This is a genomic window from Pseudomonas sp. NFACC16-2, from assembly GCF_900119205.1.
GTDB classification, from domain to species: Bacteria; Pseudomonadota; Gammaproteobacteria; order Pseudomonadales; family Pseudomonadaceae; genus Aquipseudomonas; species Aquipseudomonas fluorescens_Q.
The window spans coordinates 118780-142168 of sequence record NZ_FPIX01000004.1 but is presented as its reverse complement, the minus strand read 5'-3'; the positions used below and the strand labels follow the sequence as shown (position 1 = coordinate 142168).

Sequence of the window (23389 nt, the reverse complement as noted above, 5' to 3'; positions counted from 1 at the left end):
GATAAAACTTGAGGCTGGGAGCCTGCCATGCGCCAGCGGGAAACCCACTGACGTACGACAGACCACCAACCTCTAGCGCAATCGCTGATTAGCGACGCAGACCCAGGCGAGCGATCAGAGCGCTGTAACGGCTCACGTCCTTGCCTTTCAGGTAGTCCAGCAGCTTACGACGCTGGTTTACCATGCGGATCAGACCACGACGGGAGTGGTGATCCTTACCGTTGGCCTTGAAGTGACCTTGCAGTTTGTTGATGTTGGCGGTCAGCAGTGCAACTTGCACTTCTGGCGAACCAGTGTCACCAACAGCTTGCTGGTAGTCAGCTACGATTTGAGCTTTTTCTTGAACGTCGAGAGCCATGAGGCAATCCTTTTAGTCAGGAAACTGTTCCGAGGAAACAGCTTCAACAGGCCAGGGACAAATCCCTGTATCTATAAATGAGTAGTGACCGTGCCTGTTAACAGCCACACTCGCCAACCTGCTGTTACGCAGACTGGTTCCGGTCATTCCGACCGAATCAGTCGACGCGGCGCAATGCGCCCGTCTTCGCTCACTTCACCGATACCGATGAAGCGACCATTATGATCCTGCACCCGGACCATGCCGAACTTCGGCGCATCCGGGGCACGTACCGGCTGGCCATTGAGCCAGTAGAACGCGCTGTGTTCCGAGAACTGCAACAGCGGCCAATCCAGCAACCCGCTGTCCGATGGCATCAGGAAACGGTCGACCGCTTCGTTGCCGCCTTCGGCATGGACCGCTTCAAGCTCTTGCAGCGTGACCGTCTGGGCCAACGTGAAAGGCCCGGCCTGGGTCCGTCGCAATTCTGCCACGTACGCACCACAGCCGAGCTGTTCACCAATATCCTCCACCAGGGTCCGGATATAGGTGCCCTTGCTGCAATCCACGGCCAGCCGCACAGTATTACCGTCAAAGGCCAGCAATTCCAAGCGCGCAATAGTAACAGAACGCGGTTCACGCTCCACTACTTCGCCTGCACGAGCCAGTTTATACAGCGGTTGGCCATCACGCTTCAGGGCCGAGTACATCGGCGGTATCTGACTGATTTGCCCGCGAAATTTCGGCAACACCGCTTCGATATCGGCCTGACCAACGGTCACCGGGCGCTCAAGCAAAACCTCACCTTCGGCATCCGCCGTGGTGGTTGTCTTGCCCAGTTGCGCCAGGGTTTCATAACCCTTGTCGGAATCGAGCAGGTACTGGGAAAACTTGGTCGCCTCGCCAAAGCACAGCGGCAGCACGCCGGTGGCCAGCGGATCGAGGCTACCGGTGTGCCCGGCCTTTTCAGCATTGAGCAGCCAGCGAACCTTCTGCAACGCCGCGTTGGACGTGAACCCCAACGGTTTGTCGAGCAGGATGATGCCGCTGACGTTACGACGGATACGTTTGACCTGAGCCACCGAATTACTCCTTGGTGTCTTCAGGTTCAGCCGCAACCGGGTGCTGACTGTCTTCAGCCACGGCGCGTTCGATCAACGCCGACAGATGCGCTCCCCGCACGACGCTTTCGTCGTAGTGGAAGTGCAACTGTGGGACGCTGCGCAGTTTCATCTCCCGGGCCAGCTGCATACGCAGGAAGCCGGCGGCCGAGTTGAGCACCTTGATGCTCTGGGCGATTTCTTCGGCGCTGTCCTGGCCCATCACGGTGATGAAAATCTTCGCATGACCAACGTCACGGCTGACTTCCACTGCGGTAATGGTGACCAGGCCGACGCGCGGGTCTTTGACTTCGCGACGGATCAGCTGGGCCAGCTCGCGCTGCATCTGATCGCCGATTCGTTGGGTACGGCTGTATTCTTTTGCCATGTCTTGTTACCTGTTACTGCCCCACGGTGAAACCCGCGAGGTCTGAAAGCGGCAAACGCCCGGCCTGGCAAAAGCCAGACCGGGCGTTGCATTTAGAGTCCGCCAACCAGGCAGTGCATGTTCATGCGGCTGCCCGGTGCGGCTCTTGAAGTGCGCGAGTCAGAGGCTGCGAGCAACCTGGACCTTCTCGAAGACTTCGATCTTGTCGCCGACCTTGACGTCGTTGTAGCTCTTGACGCCAATACCGCACTCCATGCCGGCACGTACTTCGGAAGCGTCATCCTTGAAGCGGCGCAGGGATTCCAGCTCGCCTTCGAAGATCACGATGTCTTCACGCAGCACACGGATCGGACGGTTACGGTGAACGACACCCTCGATCACCATGCAACCGGCGATGGCGCCAAACTTCGGCGAACGGAACACGTCGCGAACTTCGGCCACGCCCAGGATGTTCTCCCGCACGTCGCTGCCCAGCATACCGGTCAACGCTTTCTTGACGTCTTCGATGATGTCGTAGATCACGTTGTAGTAACGCATATCCAGGCCTTCCTGCTCGACGATCTTGCGAGCGCCGGCATCGGCACGCACGTTGAAGCCGAACAGTACAGCGTTGGAGGCCAGTGCCAGGTTGGCGTCGGATTCGGTGATACCACCGACACCGCCACCGACCACACGCACTTGCACTTCGTCGTTACCCAGGCCGTTCAAGGCACCGTTCAACGCTTCGAGCGAACCACGGACGTCGGATTTGAGGACGATGTTGAGCGTCTTCTTCTCTTCCTGACCCATGTTCTCGAAGATGTTTTCCAGCTTGCCAGCGTGAGCACGAGCCAGTTTGACTTCGCGGAACTTGCCTTGACGGAACAGAGCCACTTCACGGGCTTTCTTCTCGTCAGCCACAACGCTCATCTCGTCGCCAGCATCCGGGGTGCCGTCCAGGCCGAGGATCTCGACCGGGATAGCCGGGCCGGCTTCCTTGATGGACTTGCCGTTCTCGTCGAGCATGGCGCGCACGCGGCCATAGTTCGAACCGACCAGCACCATGTCGCCTTGGCGCAGGGTACCGTCCTGGACCAGGACGGTCGCAACCGGACCACGGCCCTTGTCGAGGCGCGATTCAACGACCACACCACGGCCAGGAGCCGAAGGCGTAGCGGTCAATTCCAGAACCTCGGCTTGCAACAGAACGGCTTCGAGCAGTTCGTCAACGCCGGTACCCATCTTCGCCGAGACCGGAACGAATGGAGTGTCGCCACCCCACTCTTCGGAGGTCACGCCGTGGACCGACAGCTCGCTGCGGATGCGATCGAGATCGGCGCCCGGCTTGTCGATCTTGTTCACTGCAACCACCAGCGGCACGCCAGCTGCCTGGGCATGCTGAACGGCTTCGATGGTTTGCGGCATCACGCCGTCGTCCGCTGCAACCACCAGGATCACGATGTCGGTCGCCTTGGCACCACGGGCACGCATCGCGGTAAACGCGGCGTGACCCGGGGTGTCGAGGAACGTCACCATGCCGCGGTCGGTTTCAACGTGGTAAGCGCCGATGTGCTGGGTAATACCGCCAGCCTCACCTGCCGCAACCTTCGCACGACGAATATAGTCGAGCAGGGATGTTTTACCGTGGTCAACGTGACCCATCACGGTCACGACCGGTGCACGGGAAACCGCCTCACCTTCAAACTTCAGGGACTCGGCCAGGGAATCTTCCAGGGCGGTGTCGCTGACCAGGGTCACTTTGTGGCCCAGCTCTTCAGCAACCAGTTGGGCAGTTTCCTGGTCCAGTACCTGGTTGATGGTGGCTGGCGTACCCAGCTTGAACATGAACTTGATGATTTCAGCAGCCTTGACCGACATCTGCTGGGCCAGATCGCCCACAGTGATGGTCTCGCCGATCTTCACTTCACGCACGACAGGGCCGGTAGGGCTCTGGAAACCGTGGGCGTTGCGTTTCTTCAGCTTGGCCTTGCCGCGACCGCCACGACGGAAACCGTCGCTTTCTTCGTCGGTGGTACGTGGCGCAACGCGTGGCGCTGGTGCCTTTTCCTTGACCGAAGCACGATGAGGCGCGTTCTTGCGCTCGCCATCGCCACTGCCACGACGGTTGTCGTCGGCACGTGGCTTGTCGGGACGACGCTGTTCGTCGCGCTTGCGAGTGTCGGCTGGAGCCGGAGCCGCAGCCACCACTGGAGCGGCTTCGCGCACAGGCTCGGCTACCGGGGCAACAGCCTCGACGGCTTCTACCGGAGCAGCTTGCGCAGCAGCAGGCTGGCGACGCGCTTCTTCTTCGGCGCGACGCTTGGCTTCTTCTTCAGCCTTCTGACGAGCAGCATTTTCTACTGCGCGACGTTCTTCCTGTTCGCGTTTGCGCTCGGCTTCGATTTCTTCCGGGCTGCGCTGTACGAAGACTTTCTTCTTGCGTACTTCAACGCTGATGCTTTTGCTACCGGCAACACGCAGGGTGCTGGTGGTTTTACGCTGCAGAGTGATCTTGCGCGGTTCTTCCACTTTCGCCTTGTGACTGCTCTTGAGGTGAGTCAGCAGGGACTGCTTCTCACTGTCGGTCACATGTTCCTCGGCGGCGGTGTGCGGCAGACCTGCCTCACGCATCTGCTGCAACAGGCGCTCTACCGGTGTTTTGACCTCATCGGCCAGTTGTTTCACCGTGACTTGCGTCATGCACTTCTCTCCTCAGGCCGCGCCTAATTACTCGAACCAGTGGGCTCGGGCGGCCATGATCAACTTGCCGGCACGATCATCGTCAATGCCGTCGATGTCGAGCAGATCGTCAATAGACTGCTCGGCCAGGTCTTCGCGGGTAATTACGCCGCGCACCGCCAGTTCCATCGCCAAATCCTTGTCCATGCCCTCAAGCGAGAGCAGGTCTTCGGCCGGATGGGCGTCTGCCAGCTTTTCCTCAGTAGCGATGGCTTTGGTCAACAAACGATCCTTGGCCCGAGCGCGAAGCTCGTTGACGATCTCCTCGTCAAAGCCGTCGATGTTGAGCATTTCCTCCACCGGTACGTAGGCAATCTCTTCCAGGCTGGTAAAGCCCTCATCCACCAGCACCTGCGCCAGCTCTTCATCGACTTCAAGCTCTTCGATGAAGTTGCGCAGGATGTCGCCGGTTTCAGCTTGCTGTTTAGCCTGGATGTCCGATTCGGTCATCACGTTCAGGGTCCAGCCAGTCAACTGGCTGGCCAGACGTACGTTCTGACCACCGCGACCGATGGCCTGAGCCAGATTGTCTGCGCCAACGGCGATGTCCATGGCGTGGGCATCTTCGTCGACGATAATTGCCGCCACTTCAGCAGGCGACATGGCATTGATCACGAACTGAGCCGGGTTGTCGTCCCACAGGACGATGTCCACACGCTCGCCGCCCAACTCGCCGGATACGGCCTGGACACGCGAACCACGCATGCCGATGCAGGCACCTTGCGGGTCGATGCGCTTGTCCTTGGAGCGGACCGCGATCTTGGCACGCGAACCCGGATCACGGGAGGCGGCCATCACTTCGATCAGGCCTTCGGCGATTTCCGGCACTTCGATGCGGAACAACTCGATCAGCATTTCCGGCGCGGTACGCGACAGGATCAGCTGCGGGCCCCGGTTCTCGGTGCGGATTTCCTTGAGCAGCGCACGCAAACGCACGCCAACCCGGAAAGTTTCGCGAGAGATGATGTCTTCGCGAGCCAGCAACGCTTCGGCGTTGTTGCCCAGGTCGACGATCACGTTGTCGCGGGTCACTTTTTTCACGGTGCCGGAGATAATTTCCCCCAGGCGCTCGCGATAAGCGTCGACGACTTGCGCGCGCTCGGCTTCGCGAACTTTCTGCACAATAACCTGCTTGGCAGTCTGTGCAGCGATGCGACCGAACTCAATGGACTCGATTTTTTCTTCTACTACATCACCAACCTTGGCGCCCGGATGCGTTTCTGCAACCTTGCTCGGCCAGGTTTCGATAGCCGGATCATCCAGGTCGGCTTCCTCGACCACCGTCCAGCGACGGAAGGTCTCGTAGGCACCGGTGTGGCGATTGATTTCCACACGCAAATCAACTTCGTCTTCAAACCGCTTCTTGGTAGCAGTGGCCAGAGCCAGCTCCAGCGCTTCAAAAATAACGTTAGCCGGTACGCCCTTTTCATTGGATACCGACTCAACAACCAGCAGTACTTCTTTGCTCATCGTACGCCTCGCCTTTCGCAAGCCATTGGATCCGCGGGATCCGCAGTATCTGGCACGTATCAGTCAAAACTGGGAATAATGTTGGCCTTGTCGATCATATCGATCGGCAACAGGAACTCATGGTCATCTACCTGCACCACGACGTCCTGCTCTTCTACACCGCGCAGAAGGCCTTGGAAGTTGCGTCGACCTTCGAAAGGCGAGCGCAGCTTGATCTTCACTTGTTCACCGGCAAACGAAGCGAACTGTTCAAGTGTGAACAGGGGGCGCTCCATGCCAGGCGAGGAAACTTCAAGGGTGTATTCGGAGGTGATTGGATCTTCAACATCCAGTACACCGCTGATCTGACGGCTGACGATGGCGCAATCATCCACCAACACGCCGCCTTCCTTATCGATATAAACGCGCAACAGTGAGTGGCGACCTTGAGCCGAGAACTCAATACCCCAGCATTCATAGCCAAGGGCCACGACCACCGGGGCCAACAAGGCCTGCAACTGTTCTAGCTTGCTCGACACCTGAACCCCCTCGTGCATGTTTGTGCATGCTGTGCAAATAAAAAAAAATGGGCGAATCGCCCATCCCTGAAACGCCGTCGAACAGCGGCGTTATAAAGTGTCCAGCTAACAAAAAGCCCCTTGGAAGGGGCCCCTGAAACTGGTTGCGGGAGCCGGATTTGAACCGACGACCTTCGGGTTATGAGCCCGACGAGCTACCAGACTGCTCCATCCCGCGACAAAGCTGGGGCGGAAGTATACGACCGATCCCTTACAGGGTCAATGTAACCCTTCCACCTACAAGAAAGCCCGCAATCGCGGGCTCTCCTGATAATTGGTACCGAGAAGGGGACTCGAACCCCTACACCCTATGGGCACAACCACCTCAAGGTTGCGTGTCTACCAATTCCACCACCTCGGCAATACAGCGTTTGAAACCTTCTTACTTCTGCTCTTGAGCTGGAGGTACGTCAGTCGCCGGGTTGGCCGACTTTTGCTCTTGAAGCACCGGGACATCATCAGAAGCCGGTTGTTGCTTAGGCGCTTCCAGTACCGCTGGGTTTGGCAAACCTACTTGAGTCAGCTCATGAGCTTTCTCTTTAGCAAAGTAACCTAACCCTAAGCTGGTCATGAAGAAACCGGCGGCAAGTATAGCAGTAAACTTACTAAGAAAGGTAGAGGAACCTTGGCTTCCGAACACAGTATTTGAAGCACCTGCACCGAAAGACGCACCAGCATCCGCACCTTTACCCTGCTGCAGCAATACGAGGGCAACTACACCCAGTGCACCCAGCAGATGAAAAACGACTACGACTGTTTCCAGCATTTTTTCAGTTTCCCGCGGCGCGACAGATCGCACCGAACTCATCTGCATTCAGGGACGCTCCACCAATGAGCCCCCCATCGATATCCGGCATGCCGAACAGTTCAGCCGCATTGGCCGCCTTCACGCTGCCGCCGTATAGAAGCCGCACACCTCGTGCCACTTCAGAATTCTCTGCCGCCAACTGCGCGCGAATGGCGGCATGCACATCCTGCGCCTGTTGCGGCGAAGCCGTCAGCCCGGTACCAATGGCCCAGACCGGTTCGTAGGCAATGACCGCCTTTGCAAAAGCATCGACACCCAGCTCTTCGATGATGCCGCCCAGCTGACGCCCGACAACTTCAAGAGTCTTTCCCGCCTCGCGCTGCTCCCGGGTTTCCCCTACACACAGCACCGGGATCAGACCACAGGCCTGGGCCGCAGAAAATTTGCGAATCAGGGCCTTATCCTGCTCGCCCATGATCTGGCGACGCTCGGAATGTCCAACCAGGACCAGCGAACAACCCGCATCCACCAACTGACTCGGCGCAATCTCACCGGTCAACGCACCCTGCATGGATTCCACCGCAGAGTTCTGCGCGCCGACCGAAATCGACTTACCTTTCAAGCCATCAACCACTTGATTGATATACAAGCAAGGCGGGAACACCGCGACATCAACACCGCTAGACAAGGCCAGATGACGAAGGCCCTTGATCAGCTCAGCGACGCTGGCGCGGGTACCGTGCATCTTCCAGTTACCAGCTACCATAGGGCGACGCATGCTGTACCTCGTCGGTCAAAGTGGGCGCAGATGTTACCCAACCGATTCATGACTGGCAAGCCGAATTCAGGCAGAAACTTCAGTAACCAGTTTTGCCAGCTCTTCGGCATAACCGCGAACTTGCGCTTCATCCTCTCCTTCGACCATGACGCGCACCAAAGGCTCTGTGCCGGACTTGCGCAACAACACGCGTCCACGCCCCGCCATCGCCTGCGTCACATGCTCACTGGCCTGCTTGACCTTCGCATGTTCGAGAGGATTCACACCGCCACCGAAACGCACGTTGATCAACACTTGCGGGCATTTGCGCAATGCCTGGCGCGACTGTGCGAGCCCTTCGTGACGCGCCTTGAGCGCCATCAGCACCTGCAGGGCTGCAATGATCGCATCACCCGTGGTGGTATGGTCGAAGCACACGATGTGGCCGGAGTTCTCCCCCCCGATCACCCAGTTGCGCTCCAGCAGCTCCGAGATCACGTAGCGGTCACCCACGTTTGCCCGTACGAACGGGATATCCAGGTCCGCCAGGGCCAGTTCAAGCCCAAGGTTGCTCATCAACGTACCGACCACGCCACCCTGCAGCTTGCCGCGCCCATGCAGGTCACGGGCGATGATGAACAGCAGCTCGTCACCATCGACAACCGTGCCGGTGTGATCGACCATCAGGACCCTATCGCCGTCGCCATCGAAGGCGATCCCGAGATCGGCCTGCTCAGCCAGCACCGCAGCCTGCAACGCCTCGGTATGGGTGGAGCCACAGTTGTGGTTGATGTTCAGGCCATTAGGCTGGGCGGAAAGCACCACCACCTCGGCGCCCAACTCCCGAAAGACGCTCGGCGCAACTTTATAGGTTGCCCCATGGGCGCAATCGACGACGATTTTCAGGCCGGAAAAACTGGTACCGGTCGGCACACTGCCTTTGCAGAACTCGATGTAGCGACCCGACGCATCGTTGATCCGCGACACTTTGCCGATTTTGCTCGACTCAACCACAGTCATCGGCGTGTCCAGCAGCTCTTCGATCATCAGCTCGATAACATCCGGCAGCTTGGTACCCTGGCCGGAGAAGAACTTGATGCCGTTGTCATCATGAGGGTTGTGCGAGGCACTGATCACGATGCCTGCCTGGGCCTGGAACGTACGCGTCAGGTAGGCAATGGCTGGCGTCGGCATCGGGCCCAGCAGCATCACATCGGCACCCGCCGATGTCAGGCCGGCCTCGAGTGCCGATTCGAACATGTAGCCGGAAATTCGCGTGTCCTTGCCGACCAGCACCTTGCACGCGCCCATTTTGCGAAACGCCATGCCGGCCGCCCAGCCGAGCTTGAGCATGAAATCAGGGGTAATAGGGTATTCGCCGACCCGACCACGAATACCGTCGGTGCCAAAGTATTTCTTGCTCATAAGTGCTCCGTCATTCTTATTCGGCTGAATCCACAGCTGCGATCATCCGCACGACATCCATCGTTTCGGCTACATCGTGCACGCGCAATATGCGTGCACCTTTGGCAAGGGCCAAGGCCGCAAGGGCGAGACCGCCATATAGGCGCTCACCTACCGGGCGGCCCAAGGCATTGCCTATCATGCTCTTTCGCGAGACCCCAACCAACAGGGGCCGCCCCAGGGCATGCAAGGCTTCCATATGCTTGAACAAGCTCAAGTTGTGAGCCAGGGTCTTGGCAAAGCCGAACCCAGGGTCAAGAATGATCCGCTCGGCGGGAATGCCCGCGGCGGCGCACTGATCCAGGCGCTCCACCAGGAATTCACCTACCTCCCTGGTCACATCATCATAGTGCGGGTCATTCTGCATGGTCCCCGGCTCGCCGAGCATATGCATCAGGCACACCGGCAACCCGGTGGCCGCCGCCGCGTCCAAGGCACCATCGCGCCGCAAGGACCGAACATCGTTGATCAGGCCCACCCCCAGCCGTGCAGTCTCACGCATGACCGCAGGCGTGGACGTATCGACCGAGATAATGACATCAAGTTCGCGATGGATGCGCTCGACAATCGGCGCCACTCGCTCCAACTCTTCAGTAGGCGAGACCGCACGTGCGCCCGGCCGGGTCGATTCGCCACCCACATCGATTAGCGTTGCGCCCTCGGCCACCATGGCCTCGGCATGTCGCAGCGCAGCATCGAGCTGGCTGAATCGACCACCATCGGAAAAGGAATCAGGCGTGACATTGAGAATACCCATGACATGCGCATGGGCCAAATCAAGAACCCGGTTGCCGCAAGGCAACCGGGTCGAGGACTGAACAGAAGTCATTTCAAGCCTTAGACATCAGCGGCCGGACCGCCAATCGGTGTTTCCGGACGCTCACCCTGTACTGCCGGAGGTGTACCGGAGGTGCCAGTACCACCCGACCAGTCACGAGGCTCGCGAGGTACGCGACCCGCCATGATGTCGTCGATCTGCTCGGCATCGATGGTTTCGTACTTCATCAGGGCATCGGCCATGGCATCGAGCTTGTCACGGTTGTCTGTGAGAATCTGCCGGGCTGTGCCGTAGCACTGATCAATGATGCTGCGCACTTCGGAATCGATCAGCTTGGCCGTTTCGCCAGAGAAGCTTGCATGCTGGCCACTGCCACCACGACCGAGGAACACTTCCCCTTCTTCTTCGGCATACATCAGCGGCCCAAGCTTCTCGGACAGGCCCCACTTGGTGACCATGTTCCGAGCGATCTGACTGGCGCGCATGATGTCGTTGGATGCCCCGGTGGTCACGCCATCGAAGCCCAACGTCATCTCTTCGGCGATACGACCGCCGTACAACGAACAGATCTGACTGATCAATGCGCGCTTGGACAGGCTGTAGCGATCCTCTTCCGGCAGGAACATGGTCACGCCCAGGGCGCGACCGCGCGGAATGATCGAGACCTTGTAGACCGGATCGTGCTCGGGCACGACACGACCGACGATCGCGTGACCCGCCTCGTGATACGCGGTGTTCTGCTTTTCTTTCTCCGACATGACCATGGATTTGCGCTCCGCGCCCATCATGATCTTGTCCTTGGCCAGCTCGAATTCCTTCATTTCCACGACGCGCTTGCCGGTGCGAGCGGCGAACAGCGACGCTTCGTTGACCAGGTTCGCCAGGTCGGCACCGGAAAAGCCCGGCGTACCACGCGCGATGACTGCAGGAGCGACGTCGTCACCCATTGGCACCTTGCGCATATGGACCTTGAGGATCTGCTCGCGACCACGAATGTCCGGCAGCCCCACCACGACCTGGCGGTCGAAGCGACCTGGACGCAACAGCGCAGGGTCGAGCACGTCAGGACGGTTGGTGGCGGCAATCACGATGATGCCGTCGTTCATTTCGAAACCGTCCATCTCGACCAGCAACTGGTTGAGGGTCTGTTCACGCTCATCGTGACCACCACCCATGCCAGCGCCACGATGGCGACCAACGGCGTCGATCTCGTCGATGAAGATAATGCACGGCGCGTGTTTCTTGGCCTGTTCGAACATGTCGCGAACACGACTGGCGCCCACGCCGACGAACATTTCGACGAAGTCGGAACCGGAAATCGTGAAGAACGGCACCTTGGCTTCACCGGCGATCGCCTTGGCCAGCAAGGTTTTACCAGTACCTGGTGGGCCCACCATCAGTACGCCGCGCGGGATACGGCCGCCCAGGCGCTGGAACTTGCCCGGATCACGCAGGAACTCGACCAGCTCACCGACTTCCTCCTTGGCTTCATCGCAACCCGCGACGTCGGCCAGGGTGGTTTTCACCTGGTCTTCGGAAAGCAGCCGGGCCTTGCTCTTGCCAAAGCTCATCGGCCCGCCCTTGCCTCCGCCGCCGCCCTGCATCTGCCGCATGAAGAACATGAACACGGCGATGATCACCAGGATCGGGAAGCTGGCGACCAGGAGCTGGGTCCAGATGCTTTGCTGCTCAGGCTGCTTGCCTTCGACCACGACATGGTTGTCCACCAGGTCGCCGATCAGGCCATTGTCCTGGATTGCCGGACGAATGGTCTTGAAGCTGTCGCCATCGGTGCGCTTGCCGGTAATCACATAGCCATCAACGGCTACGCGCTCGACCTTGCCATCCTTGACCTGCTGGATGAAGTCGGAATAGTTGAGGGTCTGCGGCTCGTTAGGGCTGGAGAAGTTGTTCATCACGGTCACCAGGACAGCGGCGATGATCAACCACAGGATCAGATTCTTTGCCATATCGTTCAATTAACTACCCTCTGAAGCAAGCTCCGCTACTGGCGCGCGCTTCGCATGATATTCACCGGCCTAACTTACTACATTACCTACGACTCTGGCAGGCGCCGTCTGTAACCCTTTGTGAAACTTTGACCGGGTAATTTTCGTTACACGGCTTTTTCAACGCGAGACAAAAAAAACTATCGCCTACTATCAAAGACGCTCATCACTGGTCGCACCTTCAACACCACGAAAGCCCCGCGCCAGCAGATACTGTTCGCGAGAACGGTCACGGGATGACAATGGCTTGCGCATCTGCACCTTGTCGAACAATTTGCGGATGCCCTTGTGGTATTCATCGAAGCCTTCACCCTGGAAGACCTTGATCAAAAAATCACCACCTGGACGCAAAACCCGCCCGGCAAGATCCAGGGCCAGCTCGCTGAGGAACATTGCACGAGGCATGTCGACAGCCGCCAATCCACTCATATTGGGGGCCATATCGGAAATCACAAGGTCAACCTGCGTATTTCCGACGGCTTCCAGGATTTTCGCCAACACGGCGTCTTCCGTGAAATCGCCCTGGATAAAGGTCACATCAGGAATGCTGTCCATTTCCAGGATATCGGAAGCGATCAAGCGGCCCTGACCGCCAATCAGACGACTGGTCACCTGGGACCAACCGCCCGGTGCCGCGCCGAGGTCGATCACGGTCATGCCTGGACGGATCAGGCGATCCTTTTCCTGGATCTCGAGCAATTTATAGCTGGCGCGAGAGCGATAGCCGTCTTTTTGCGCCATTTTGACGTACGGATCGTTGAAATGCTCTCTGAGCCAGTTCTGGCTAGTCTTGGAACGGGCCACGGGCCACCTCTAAAAATAAAACGGGTCGTGATTAAGTGGGCGGTCCCGGACTTGCTCGGGTAAACTGGCCGCCGCTTTTTACAAGATCAGACGCAGGGGTCAGATTATGCCGCTCACTCAAGAGCAGAAGAAACAATACAAATCCATTGGCCACCATCTGAAACCGGTTTTGACTGTGGCTGACAACGGCTTGACTGAAGGTGTACTCGCCGAACTGGAGCGCGCCTTGAGCGATCACGAGCTGATCAAGATCAAGCTCAATATCCTCGACCGCGAAGCCCGCCTGGCTGCCGTTGCCGAACTGTGCAAGACCGGCAAGGCCGACCTGGTGCAGGTCATCGGCAAGATGGCGCTGATTTATCGCAAGAATTTCAGCGTCAACAAGCAACTGTCGAACGTTCACCGCTTCAAGTGATGTCAAAGGGTCAAGGGTGTGCCTCGCACACCCTGCCACTCCACCCGGGAACCGGTTGCAACACCAGCACCACCCCGGAAAAACCCAGCACCAGGTAACTGAATGCCAGCCACTGGCTCGCATCCGGCCAGCCGAGACGCACCGCGAAGAACATCCCGCACGCGTACAACGACATGAGCAACAATTGCCCACGAATGTCGCGCCATAGACTGACAAGGCCCTCGGCCTGAACCAGCACCAAAGCCTGAAATATTACGCACGCCGCGGAGAAACCCACCAGCAGCGCCGTCAGCATGCCTGAGATTTCATCGATGAGCAGCGGTGCCAGGCCGACGCGACCCAGCACCGGCAACAAACCGACATGCAACAACCAGACGCCGCCCACCCACAACATCTGGGTGAGCTGCCAGATCATGGCGCCCGCTCGCAGCGGGCGCCTTCGTTCAGATGTGACGGACTTCGACAATCTCATACTCGATGACACCACCCGGCGTCTTCACCGCCACCACATCGCCCTCTTCCTTGGCAATCAAGGCGCGAGCGATGGGCGAACCAACGGAAATCTTGCCGAGCTTGATGTCCGCCTCGTCCTCACCAACGATCTGGTAAGTGACGCTTTCATCGGTTTCGACGTTGGCGATTTCCACGGTAGTGCCAAAAATCACCTTGCCGGTGTGCGGGATCGTCGTGACATCGATGATCACCGCATTCTGCATGCGACCTTCGATATCACGGACACGCGCCTCGACCATCCCCTGCTCCTCTCGAGCAGCGTGGTATTCGGCGTTTTCCTTGAGATCGCCCAGCTCACGCGCTTCACCAATAGCCTGGCTCAAGCGCGGGCGCTCGACCTTGGTCAGGAAAGCGTGTTCTTCTTCCAGGGCCTTCGCGCCCTGAACCGTCATCGGGTACTTGGTTATGCTCATGCCTTCAATCCTGCATGTAGATCCTGCAAGCGACGCACGGTCTTCTCGGGACCGAACTTGAGCGCTTCGCAGATCGCTTCGCCCGCAGCAATGGTCGTGGTGCAGTAGATCTTGTGCTGCAGCGCATTGCGACGAATGGAGTAGGAATCGGCGATCGACTGGCGACCTTCGGTGGTGTTGATGATCAGCGTGACTTCGTCATTCTTGATCATGTCGACCACGTGTGGACGTCCCTCGGTCACCTTGTTCACGCGGCGCACTTTCAGGCCTGCCGCTTCGATCAGCCTGGCAGTACCGGCAGTGGCGACCACTTCGAAGCCCAAGTTGATCAGATCACGGGCTACGCCTGCAACCAGTGGCTTGTCGTCATCACGCACGCTGATGAACGCCGTGCCGCCAGTCGGCAACACTTCGCTCGCGCCCATCTGGGCCTTGGCGAAGGCTTCACCGAAGGTATCGCCCACACCCATCACTTCACCGGTGGACTTCATCTCAGGGCCGAGGATCGGGTCGACGCCAGGGAACTTGGCGAACGGGAACACCGCCTCTTTCACGCTGTAGAAGTTCGGAATGATTTCCTTGGTGAAACCGAGCTCTTTCAAGGTTTTACCGGCCATGACCCGTGCAGCGATCATCGCCAGGGAAACACCGATGCACTTGGAGACGAATGGCACGGTCCGGGAAGCGCGCGGATTGACTTCGATGACGTAGATGTCTTCGCCCTGCAGGGCCAGTTGCACGTTCATCAGGCCGACCACGCCCAGCTCCAGGGCCATTTTCTTGACCTGCTCGCGCATCTCGTCCTGGATGTGCGCCGGCAGCGAGTAAGGCGGCAGCGAGCAAGCGGAGTCACCAGAGTGAACACCGGCCTGCTCGATGTGCTGCATGATCGCGCCGATCACCACGTCCTTGCCGTCGCTGACCGCGTCCACGTCCATTTCGATGGCGCAGTTGAGGAAGTGGTCCAGCAGCACCGGGCTGTCGTTGGAGACCTGGACCGCTTCACGCAGGTAGCGCTTGAGTTCGTCTTCCTGATAGACGATTTCCATCGCACGACCGCCCAGCACATAGGACGGACGCACCACCAGCGGGTAACCGATCTTGGCGGCGGCACGAATCGCTTCGTCTTCGCTGCGCACGGTGGCGTTTGGCGGCTGACGCAGGTTCAGGCGCTCGACCATCTGCTGGAAGCGCTCACGGTCTTCGGCGCGGTCGATCGCATCCGGACTGGTACCGATGATCGGCACGCCAGCCGCTTCAAGGGCGCGCGCCAGTTTCAGCGGAGTCTGGCCGCCGTACTGGACGATCACGCCTTTTGGCTTCTCGACGCGAACGATCTCCAGCACGTCTTCCAGGGTCACTGGCTCGAAATACAGGCGATCGGAGGTGTCATAGTCGGTGGACACGGTTTCCGGGTTGCAGTTGACCATGATGGTCTCGTAACCGTCGTCGCGCAGGGCCAGTGCCGCGTGTACGCAGCAGTAGTCGAACTCGATGCCCTGGCCGATCCGGTTAGGACCGCCGCCCAGGATCATGATCTTGTCGCGGGTCGATGGCGCGGCTTCGCATTCTTCTTCGTACGTGGAGTACAGGTAGGCGGTGTCTGTGGCGAACTCGGCCGCGCAGGTGTCGACGCGTTTGTAGACAGGGAACACTTCCAGCTTGTGGCGATGGGCGCGCAAGCTCTTCTCGGTCACACCCAGCAGCTTGGCCAGGCGCATGTCGGAGAAGCCTTTGCGCTTGAGGCGGAACATGGTGTCGCGGTCGATGCTGGACATGCCCAGGGTCTTGACCCTCTCTTCTTCCTTGATCAGATCTTCGATCTGTACCAGGAACCAAGGGTCGATCATGTTCATGCCGAAGATCTGCTCGACGGTCATGCCGGCACGGAAGGCATCGGCCACGTACCAGATACGCTCGGCGCCCGGCACGGTCAGCTCGCGCTTGAGCACGCTCATGCTTTCCGGGTCGGCCAGGTCCAGCTTCGGATCAAGACCGCAGACGCCCACTTCCAGGCCGCGAAGGGCTTTCTGCAAGGATTCCTGGAAGGTCCTGCCGATGGCCATGACTTCACCAACCGACTTCATTTGAGTCGTCAGGCGGGCATCGGCCTTGGCGAACTTCTCGAAGGCGAAGCGTGGCAGCTTGGTGACGACGTAGTCGATGGACGGTTCGAAGGACGCCGGGGTCTTGCCGCCGGTGATGTCGTTCGACAGCTCGTCCAGGGTGTAGCCCACGGCCAGCTTGGCAGCGACCTTGGCAATCGGGAAACCGGTGGCCTTGGAAGCCAGGGCCGACGAACGGGATACCCGCGGGTTCATCTCGATGACCACCATGCGACCGGTGTTCGGGCAGATGCCGAACTGGACGTTGGAGCCGCCGGTTTCCACGCCGATCTCGCGCAGTACCGCCAGGGAGGCGTTACGCAGGATCTGGTATTCCTTGTCGGTCAGGGTCTGGGCTGGTGCGACGGTGATCGAGTCACCCGTGTGCACGCCCATCGGGTCGAAGTTTTCGATGGAGCAGACGATGATGCAGTTGTCCTTTTTGTCGCGGACAACTTCCATTTCATATTCTTTCCAACCGATCAGGGATTCGTCGATCAGCAGTTCCTTGGTCGGCGACAAGTCGAGACCACGGGCGCAGATTTCTTCGAACTCTTCACGGTTGTAGGCGATGCCGCCACCGGTGCCGCCCATGGTGAAGGACGGACGGATGATGCACGGGAAGCCAAGGCGTTCCAGGACGGCGTTGGCCTCTTCCATGCTGTGGGCGATGCCCGAGCGTGGGCAGTCCAGGCCGATGGATTTCATCGCCTTGTCGAAGCGCGAACGGTCTTCGGCCTTGTCGATGGTGTCGGCGTTGGCGCCGATCATTTCCACACCGAACTTCTCCAGGACGCCTTCGCGCTCCAGGTCCAGGGCGCAGTTCAGCGCGGTCTGGCCACCCATGGTCGGCAGCAGCGCGTCCGGGCGTTCCTTCTCGATGATCTTGGCAACGGTCTGCCACTTGATCGGCTCGATGTAGGTGGCGTCGGCCATGGCCGGGTCGGTCATGATGGTGGCCGGGTTGGAGTTCACCAGGATGACGCGATAACCCTCTTCGCGCAGGGCTTTACAGGCCTGGGCGCCGGAGTAGTCGAATTCGCAGGCCTGGCCGATCACGATCGGGCCAGCGCCGAGAATCAGGATGCTTTTTATGTCTGTACGTTTTGGCATGGGTTTGTCACTCAAATCCGCAGGTCAGTCGGCTAGGCCGTCGAACAATCTTTGAAGCGCCCGAAGGGGCCGCCGCGCTCGGGGCCGCCCTCAGGCTTCTCGCGGTCAGCGTCGCTTGGCCATCTCGTTGATGAAGCGATCGAACAGCGGGGCCACATCGTTCGGGCCCGGGCTCGCTTCAGGGTGGCCCTGGAAGCTGAACGCGCTCTTGTCGGTACGCTCGATACCTTGCAGCGTGCCGTCGAACAGCGACTTGTGGATCGCGCGCACATTGGCCGGCAGAGTGGCTTCGTCCACCGCGAAACCGTGGTTCTGGCTGGTGATCATCACCACGCCGGTATCCAGGTCCTGCACGGGGTGGTTGGCACCGTGGTGGCCGTGGCCCATCTTCAAGGTCTTGGCGCCCGAAGCCAGAGCCAGCAGTTGGTGACCGAGGCAGATACCGAATACCGGAATCTCGGTTTCCAGCACGTCCTTGATCGCCTGGATCGCATAGTCGCAAGGCTCCGGGTCACCCGGGCCGTTGGACAGGAACACACCGTCGGGCTTGAGGGCCAGGACGTCGGCGGCCGGGGTCTGGGCCGGCACCACGGTGACGCGGCAACCACGCTCGACCAGCATGCGCAGGATGTTCAGCTTGACGCCGTAGTCGTAGGCCACGACGTGGTAAGGCAGCTCGGAAGCCTCGATCGTCGCGTGACTGTCGGTCTTCAGGTCCCAGACCGTGGAGCGCCATTCGTACTGTTTCTTGGTGCTGACGACTTTCGCCAGGTCCATGCCCTTGAGGCCAGGGAAGCCCTGGGCAGCGGCAATGGCGGCTTCTTCGGAAATGTTGTCGCCGGCCATGATGCAGCCGTTTTGCGCGCCTTTTTCCCGAAGGATGCGGGTCAGGCGACGGGTGTCGATACCGGCGATCGCCACGACGTTGTTGGCTTTCAGGTAATCGGACAGGGACATCGTGTTACGCCAGTTGCTCGCTACCAGCGGCAAGTCACGGATGACCAGGCCGGCGGACCAGACACGATCAGACTCGGCGTCTTCCGGCGTAGTGCCGGTGTTGCCGATGTGCGGGTAAGTCAGGGTAACGATTTGTTGGGCGTAGGAAGGATCGGTAAGAATTTCCTGATAGCCGGTCATTGCGGTGTTAAACACCACCTCACCAACGGTCTGACCGTCGGCTCCAATGGCTTCGCCGCGAAAAATGCTGCCATCAGCAAGGGCGAGTATGGCTGGCTTAGTCAAGAAGACCTCCCGTAAATAAAGCCTGAAAGGGCGATCGCAGGTTGTAAAAAAGCGGAGTGACGTATGGACACGTCACCCCGCTTGTTCACTGAATTATTCTGCGCGCTTTTAGTGGACACACTAAAGCTGTAGCTTACAGAAAAAGGCTTTTTTGGTCCACCGCTAATGAGCCTTGAAGGCAGGGGAATGCGACAGGCCGTCGCGAAGCGGTGTAAAACGGGGCTCAGTATAACCTGAACCCCGCACCTAAAGGCATCAACGCAGGTCGAGAACGTCCTGCATGTCGTACAAACCAGGCTCGCGGCCATCCAACCACAGCGCGGCACGTACAGCACCCTTGGCGAAAGTCATCCGGCTCGATGCCTTGTGGGTGATCTCCAGGCGCTCGCCTTCAGTGGCGAACAGCACGGTATGGTCGCCCACCACATCACCGCCGCGCACAGTGGCGAAACCGATGGTGCTGCGTTCACGAGCACCGGTGTGCCCCTGACGCCCATACACAGCCACTTCCTGCAGATCGCGACCCAACGCGTCGGCAATCACCTCACCCATGCGCAAGGCCGTTCCCGAAGGCGCGTCGATCTTGTGCCGGTGGTGCGCCTCGATGATTTCGATATCCGCATCGTCACCCAAGACCCGGGCCGCCATGTCCAGCAGCTTCAGCGACAGGTTCACGCCCACGCTGAAGTTCGCGGCAAACACGATCGGAATGTCCTTGCCCGCATCGGCCAGCAATTGCTTTTGCGCAGCATCCAGCCCCGTCGTACCGATCACCATGGCCTTGCCGTGCTTGCGGCAGATCGCCAGGTTTTTCAGCATCACGTCCGGCAAAGTGAAATCAATCAGTACATCGAACTCGTCGAGCACTTTCTCCAGGCCGCCGGACATCGGCACACCGATACGCCCCAGTGAGGCCAACTCGCCCGCATCGGCACCTACCAGCGTGCTGTCGGGCCGAACGATGGCCGCCGTCAGGCCGGAAAGCGGCGAGCGCTGCTGCACCGCCTCGACCAGCGCCTTGCCCATGCGCCCCGCAGCACCCATCACAGCTATACGTCGCATGCGAACTCCTTACAGGTCGCCGAAGAAGCGTTTTACACCTTCGAACCAACCAGTGGTTTTCGGGGAGTGACTGTTGTCATCCGCCAGCGAGTTACGGAATTCTTCCAACAGCTCACGCTGACGCCGCCCCAGGTTGACCGGAGTCTCCACCGCCACGCGGCACATCAGGTCGCCCGCACCACCGCCACGCACTGGCGCGACGCCTTTGCCGCGGATCCGGAACTGCTTGCCGGTCTGCGTGCCCTCGGGGATTTTCAGCTTGACGCGACCGTCGAGGGTCGGGATCTCAAGCTCACCACCCAAGGCCGCATCGACGAAGCTGATCGGCACTTCGCAGAACAGGTGCTTGCCGTCGCGCTGGAAAATCGCATGCTCGCGCACGTTGATGACCACATACAGATCACCAGTCGGGCCGCCCTGGGCACCCGCCTCGCCTTCGCCGGACAGGCGAATGCGGTCACCGGTGTCGACACCGGCCGGCACTTTGACCGACAGTGTCTTGTACTCTTCGACACGCCCTTCACCGTGGCAGGAGTCGCACGGATCGGAAATGATCTTGCCTTGGCCATGGCAACGCGGGCAGGTCTGCTGCACCGAGAAGAAGCCCTGCTGCATGCGAACCTGGCCGATACCGCCACAGGTCGGGCACGTAACGGGCGAGGAACCCTTCTTGGCGCCCGAGCCATCGCATGGCTTGCAATTGACCAGCGTTGGAACACGGATATTGACGGTAGTACCGCGCACCGCTTCTTCCAGGTTCAACTCCAGCGTGTAGCGCAAATCGCTGCCACGCTGGGCGCCGCCCCGGGCACCGCCGCGACCGCCACCGAAGAAATCGCTGAATACATCACCGAAAATATCGGAAAAGTTCTGACCGCCGAAACCGGCACCGCCGCCACCCATGCTTGGGTCGACGCCGGCATGACCGTACTGGTCGTAAGCCGCGCGCTTGCTCGAATCGGACAGTACTTCGTAGGCCTCGTTGGCCTCCTTGAACATCTCTTCCGACGCTTTGTCGCCGGGATTACGGTCCGGGTGGTGCTTCATCGCCAGGCGACGATAGGCCTTTTTCAGGTCCGCCTCGCTGGCCCCCCGCTCGACACCCAATACTTCGTAAAAGTCACGCTTTGCCATTAGTCTTTGCACTCTTATAGGACGTCCGGCAAACCTCTCCTGAACCTTGCCAAACTCGTTGAGCCCCAATACAGGCCCGGACCCAACTCACGTCGATTCAACGATCCTGGTCTTAAGTTTTTCAGCCAGGGACCCGGCCAAAACGCGGTGTCCGCCACTCGGAAAGCAGGAGCATTCCCGATCACACCGCCAGCATCCGAGCGTTGTCGCATGCTGTAAAAATTCATTGGTTCCAGACACGCCAACGCGGGAGCAAGCTCCCGCGCGGCGACATCCTACCAGCCACCGCACAAATGCAGTCAACCGGCCGACCAACAAGCGATTACTTGTGGTCTTTCACTTCTTCGAACTCGGCGTCAACGACGTCGTCGGCTTTCTCGGCCGATTCGCCCTGCGCAGCCGCGCCTTCTGCAGGCTGAGCCTGTTCGGCGTACATCTTCTGAGCCACTGGCGCAGAGACCTTGGACAGCTCTTCGATCTTCGCTTCGATGGCGGCCTTGTCGTCGCCTTTGACGGCAGCTTCCAGGGCAACCACGGCCGCTTCGATGGCGGTTTTCTCTTCCGCGGTCACTTTTTCGCCAGCATCAGCGATCATTTTGCGAGTCGAGTGCACCAAGGCATCGCCCTGGTTACGAGCGCTGGCCAGTTCTTCGAACTTGCGGTCTTCCTCGGCGTTGACTTCAGCATCGCGAACCATCTGCTGAATTTCTTCCTCGGACAGACCGGAGTTGGCCTTGATCACGATCGACTGAGTCTTGCCGGTAGCCTTGTCTTTCGCGCCGACGTGCAAGATGCCGTTGGCGTCGATGTCGAAGGTCACTTCGATTTGTGGCACGCCACGTGGTGCTGGTGGAATCTCGGCCAGGTCGAACTTGCCCAGGGACTTGTTCTGTGCGGCTTGCTTACGCTCACCTTGCAGCACGTGAATGGTCACTGCGCCCTGGTTGTCGTCGGCAGTCGAGAACACCTGGGATTTCTTGGTAGGAATCGTGGTGTTTTTCTCGATCAGCGCGGTCATTACGCCGCCCATGGTTTCGATACCCAGAGTCAGCGGGCTGACGTCGAGCAGCAGAACGTCTTTCACATCACCAGCCAATACCGCGCCCTGGATAGCAGCACCCATGGCAACAGCTTCGTCAGGGTTGACGTCTTTACGTGCTTCTTTACCGAAGAAATCGGTCACCAACTTCTGAACCAGTGGCATACGAGTCTGACCGCCAACCAGGATCACGTCGTTGATCGAACCAACGTCGATACCGGCGTCTTTCATAGCGATGCGGCAAGGTTCGATGGTGCGCTGAACCAGGTCTTCCACCAGCGCTTCGAGCTTGGCGCGGGAGATTTTTACGTTCAGGTGCTTAGGACCGGTGGCGTCTGCGGTGATGTACGGCAGGTTCACATCGGTCGACTGGCTCGAGGACAGTTCGATCTTGGCTTTTTCAGCGGCTTCTTTCAGGCGCTGCATGGCCAGCGGGTCACCCTTGAGGTTCATGCCGCTTTCTTTCTTGAACTCGTCGACGAGGTAGTCGATCAGGCGAATGTCGAAGTCTTCACCACCGAGGAATGTGTCACCGTTGGTTGCCAATACTTCGAACTGGTGCTCGCCGTCGACTTCAGCGATCTCGATCACGGAAACGTCGAAGGTACCGCCACCCAGGTCATAAACGATCACGGTGTGATCGCCCTTGGCCTTGTCCATACCGTAGGCCAGAGCGGCCGCAGTCGGTTCGTTGATGATACGTTTTACGTCCAGGCCCGCGATGCGGCCGGCGTCTTTGGTCGCCTGGCGCTGGCTGTCGTTGAAATAGGCAGGCACAGTAATGACCGCCTCAGTCACCGCTTCGCCGAGGTAATCTTCGGCGGTTTTCTTCATTTTCTTGAGGATTTCAGCCGAGATCTGTGGCGGCGCCATTTTCTGGCCGTTCACTTCAACCCAGGCGTCGCCGTTGTCAGCCTTGGCGATTTTGTAAGGCACCATCTTGATGTCTTTCTGGACGACTTCTTCGTCGAACTTGCGACCGATCAGACGCTTCACCGCGTACAGGGTGTTATGCGGATTGGTCACTGCCTGACGCTTGGCCGATTGGCCAACCAGAATCTCGCCATCATTGGCGTAGGCGATGATCGACGGCGTAGTACGTGCGCCTTCAGCGTTTTCGATGACTTTGGCCTTGCCGTTTTCCAGCACGGAGACGCACGAGTTGGTGGTCCCCAGGTCGATACCGATAATCTTGCCCATGTTAACTCTCCCGGAACTTGGAT

20 protein-coding genes and 2 tRNA genes are annotated in these 23389 nt (G+C 59.2%); 1 reads left to right on the top strand and 21 read right to left on the bottom strand.

Going from position 1 to position 23389, the window contains the following annotated elements; all coding sequences use genetic code 11:
• Positions 1–88 precede the first annotated feature (88 nt).
• The 14 genes from rpsO to rlmE all read right to left on the bottom strand — a co-directional run bounded on the left by rpsO (position 89) and on the right by rlmE (position 13130).
• Entirely contained in the window at positions 89–358 is a 270-nt protein-coding gene (gene rpsO / locus BT116_RS05980; protein ID WP_011332409.1) for a 30S ribosomal protein S15, read from the bottom strand.
• A gap of 143 nt (positions 359–501) precedes the next feature.
• A complete protein-coding gene (gene truB, locus BT116_RS05975) occupies positions 502–1419 on the bottom strand; it encodes a tRNA pseudouridine(55) synthase TruB (RefSeq protein ID WP_072341081.1) in 918 nt (305 codons plus the stop codon).
• A gap of 4 nt (positions 1420–1423) precedes the next feature.
• Entirely contained in the window at positions 1424–1825 is a 402-nt protein-coding gene (rbfA, locus tag BT116_RS05970; protein ID WP_003177871.1) for a 30S ribosome-binding factor RbfA, read from the bottom strand.
• A 159-nt stretch (positions 1826–1984) separates the two neighbouring features.
• On the bottom strand, positions 1985–4504 hold the full coding sequence (gene infB / locus BT116_RS05965) for a translation initiation factor IF-2 (RefSeq protein ID WP_063322981.1): 2520 nt from the start codon (positions 4502–4504) through the stop codon (positions 1985–1987).
• Positions 4505–4531: 27 nt separating this feature from the next.
• Entirely contained in the window at positions 4532–6013 is a 1482-nt protein-coding gene (gene nusA, locus BT116_RS05960; protein WP_003177868.1) for a transcription termination factor NusA, read from the bottom strand.
• A 59-nt stretch (positions 6014–6072) separates the two neighbouring features.
• Positions 6073–6531 carry a ribosome maturation factor RimP gene (gene rimP / locus BT116_RS05955; protein WP_013692254.1) on the bottom strand — a complete coding sequence of 153 codons (459 nt, stop codon included), beginning with the start codon at positions 6529–6531 and terminating at the stop codon, positions 6073–6075.
• A gap of 140 nt (positions 6532–6671) precedes the next feature.
• A tRNA-Met gene (locus BT116_RS05950) sits at positions 6672–6748 on the bottom strand.
• A 97-nt stretch (positions 6749–6845) separates the two neighbouring features.
• Positions 6846–6931, bottom strand: a tRNA-Leu gene (locus tag BT116_RS05945).
• A gap of 21 nt (positions 6932–6952) precedes the next feature.
• Positions 6953–7336 carry a preprotein translocase subunit SecG gene (gene secG, locus BT116_RS05940; RefSeq protein WP_003197714.1) on the bottom strand — a complete coding sequence of 128 codons (384 nt, stop codon included), beginning with the start codon at positions 7334–7336 and terminating at the stop codon, positions 6953–6955.
• Between the two features lie 4 nt (positions 7337–7340).
• Complete coding sequence (tpiA, locus tag BT116_RS05935) at positions 7341–8096, bottom strand: triose-phosphate isomerase (protein WP_072341078.1); 756 nt, start codon at positions 8094–8096, stop codon at positions 7341–7343.
• Between the two features lie 66 nt (positions 8097–8162).
• Complete coding sequence (gene glmM / locus BT116_RS05930; protein ID WP_072341075.1) at positions 8163–9500, bottom strand: phosphoglucosamine mutase; 1338 nt, start codon at positions 9498–9500, stop codon at positions 8163–8165.
• A gap of 16 nt (positions 9501–9516) precedes the next feature.
• Positions 9517–10368, bottom strand: coding sequence for a dihydropteroate synthase (folP, locus tag BT116_RS05925; RefSeq protein WP_072341072.1), 852 nt, complete (start codon positions 10366–10368; stop codon positions 9517–9519).
• 8 nt (positions 10369–10376) lie between these two features.
• Positions 10377–12287 (bottom strand): ATP-dependent zinc metalloprotease FtsH, encoded by a 1911-nt coding sequence (gene ftsH, locus BT116_RS05920; RefSeq protein ID WP_072341069.1) that lies wholly within the window; start codon positions 12285–12287, stop codon positions 10377–10379.
• Between the two features lie 192 nt (positions 12288–12479).
• On the bottom strand, positions 12480–13130 hold the full coding sequence (gene rlmE, locus BT116_RS05915) for a 23S rRNA (uridine(2552)-2'-O)-methyltransferase RlmE (RefSeq protein ID WP_072341066.1): 651 nt from the start codon (positions 13128–13130) through the stop codon (positions 12480–12482).
• A gap of 106 nt (positions 13131–13236) precedes the next feature.
• Here rlmE and BT116_RS05910 point away from each other — a divergent pair, with 106 nt between their 5' ends.
• Positions 13237–13545 (top strand): YhbY family RNA-binding protein, encoded by a 309-nt coding sequence (locus BT116_RS05910; RefSeq protein WP_003197704.1) that lies wholly within the window; start codon positions 13237–13239, stop codon positions 13543–13545.
• Positions 13546–13555: 10 nt separating this feature from the next.
• On the opposite strand, the gene BT116_RS05905 is transcribed toward BT116_RS05910, so the two are convergent.
• The 7 genes from BT116_RS05905 to dnaK all read right to left on the bottom strand — a co-directional run bounded on the left by BT116_RS05905 (position 13556) and on the right by dnaK (position 23366).
• The gene (locus BT116_RS05905; RefSeq protein WP_072341064.1) at positions 13556–13960 is read right to left on the bottom strand and encodes an MFS transporter; all 405 of its coding nucleotides are present in this window, start codon (positions 13958–13960) and stop codon (positions 13556–13558) included.
• A gap of 28 nt (positions 13961–13988) precedes the next feature.
• Positions 13989–14465: a transcription elongation factor GreA gene (gene greA, locus BT116_RS05900; protein ID WP_030139783.1), complete on the bottom strand. Its 477-nt coding sequence runs from the start codon at positions 14463–14465 to the stop codon at positions 13989–13991.
• A 2-nt stretch (positions 14466–14467) separates the two neighbouring features.
• A complete protein-coding gene (carB, locus tag BT116_RS05895; RefSeq protein WP_072341061.1) occupies positions 14468–17689 on the bottom strand; it encodes a carbamoyl-phosphate synthase large subunit in 3222 nt (1073 codons plus the stop codon).
• Positions 17690–17794: 105 nt separating this feature from the next.
• Positions 17795–18931: a glutamine-hydrolyzing carbamoyl-phosphate synthase small subunit gene (gene carA / locus BT116_RS05890; protein WP_003197697.1), complete on the bottom strand. Its 1137-nt coding sequence runs from the start codon at positions 18929–18931 to the stop codon at positions 17795–17797.
• A gap of 255 nt (positions 18932–19186) precedes the next feature.
• The gene (gene dapB, locus BT116_RS05885) at positions 19187–19993 is read right to left on the bottom strand and encodes a 4-hydroxy-tetrahydrodipicolinate reductase (protein ID WP_014336570.1); all 807 of its coding nucleotides are present in this window, start codon (positions 19991–19993) and stop codon (positions 19187–19189) included.
• A gap of 9 nt (positions 19994–20002) precedes the next feature.
• Positions 20003–21127 carry a molecular chaperone DnaJ gene (gene dnaJ / locus BT116_RS05880; protein ID WP_003197693.1) on the bottom strand — a complete coding sequence of 375 codons (1125 nt, stop codon included), beginning with the start codon at positions 21125–21127 and terminating at the stop codon, positions 20003–20005.
• Between the two features lie 322 nt (positions 21128–21449).
• On the bottom strand, positions 21450–23366 hold the full coding sequence (dnaK, locus tag BT116_RS05875; RefSeq protein ID WP_014336568.1) for a molecular chaperone DnaK: 1917 nt from the start codon (positions 23364–23366) through the stop codon (positions 21450–21452).
• Positions 23367–23389 lie beyond the last annotated feature (23 nt).

Coding starts and splice junctions, on each gene's coding strand:
- rpsO (WP_011332409.1), bottom strand. CDS start 358: ATGGCTCTCGACGTTCAAGAAAAAGCTCAAATCGTAGCTGACTACCAG.
- rbfA (WP_003177871.1), bottom strand. CDS start 1,825: ATGGCAAAAGAATACAGCCGTACCCAACGAATCGGCGATCAGATGCAG.
- infB (WP_063322981.1), bottom strand. CDS start 4,504: ATGACGCAAGTCACGGTGAAACAACTGGCCGATGAGGTCAAAACACCG.
- nusA (WP_003177868.1), bottom strand. CDS start 6,013: ATGAGCAAAGAAGTACTGCTGGTTGTTGAGTCGGTATCCAATGAAAAG.
- secG (WP_003197714.1), bottom strand. CDS start 7,336: ATGCTGGAAACAGTCGTAGTCGTTTTTCATCTGCTGGGTGCACTGGGT.
- tpiA (WP_072341078.1), bottom strand. CDS start 8,096: ATGCGTCGCCCTATGGTAGCTGGTAACTGGAAGATGCACGGTACCCGC.
- glmM (WP_072341075.1), bottom strand. CDS start 9,500: ATGAGCAAGAAATACTTTGGCACCGACGGTATTCGTGGTCGGGTCGGC.
- folP (WP_072341072.1), bottom strand. CDS start 10,368: ATGACTTCTGTTCAGTCCTCGACCCGGTTGCCTTGCGGCAACCGGGTT.
- ftsH (WP_072341069.1), bottom strand. CDS start 12,287: ATGGCAAAGAATCTGATCCTGTGGTTGATCATCGCCGCTGTCCTGGTG.
- BT116_RS05910 (WP_003197704.1), top strand. CDS start 13,237: ATGCCGCTCACTCAAGAGCAGAAGAAACAATACAAATCCATTGGCCAC.
- BT116_RS05905 (WP_072341064.1), bottom strand. CDS start 13,960: ATGATCTGGCAGCTCACCCAGATGTTGTGGGTGGGCGGCGTCTGGTTG.
- carB (WP_072341061.1), bottom strand. CDS start 17,689: ATGCCAAAACGTACAGACATAAAAAGCATCCTGATTCTCGGCGCTGGC.
- dapB (WP_014336570.1), bottom strand. CDS start 19,993: ATGCGACGTATAGCTGTGATGGGTGCTGCGGGGCGCATGGGCAAGGCG.
- dnaJ (WP_003197693.1), bottom strand. CDS start 21,127: ATGGCAAAGCGTGACTTTTACGAAGTATTGGGTGTCGAGCGGGGGGCC.
- dnaK (WP_014336568.1), bottom strand. CDS start 23,366: ATGGGCAAGATTATCGGTATCGACCTGGGGACCACCAACTCGTGCGTC.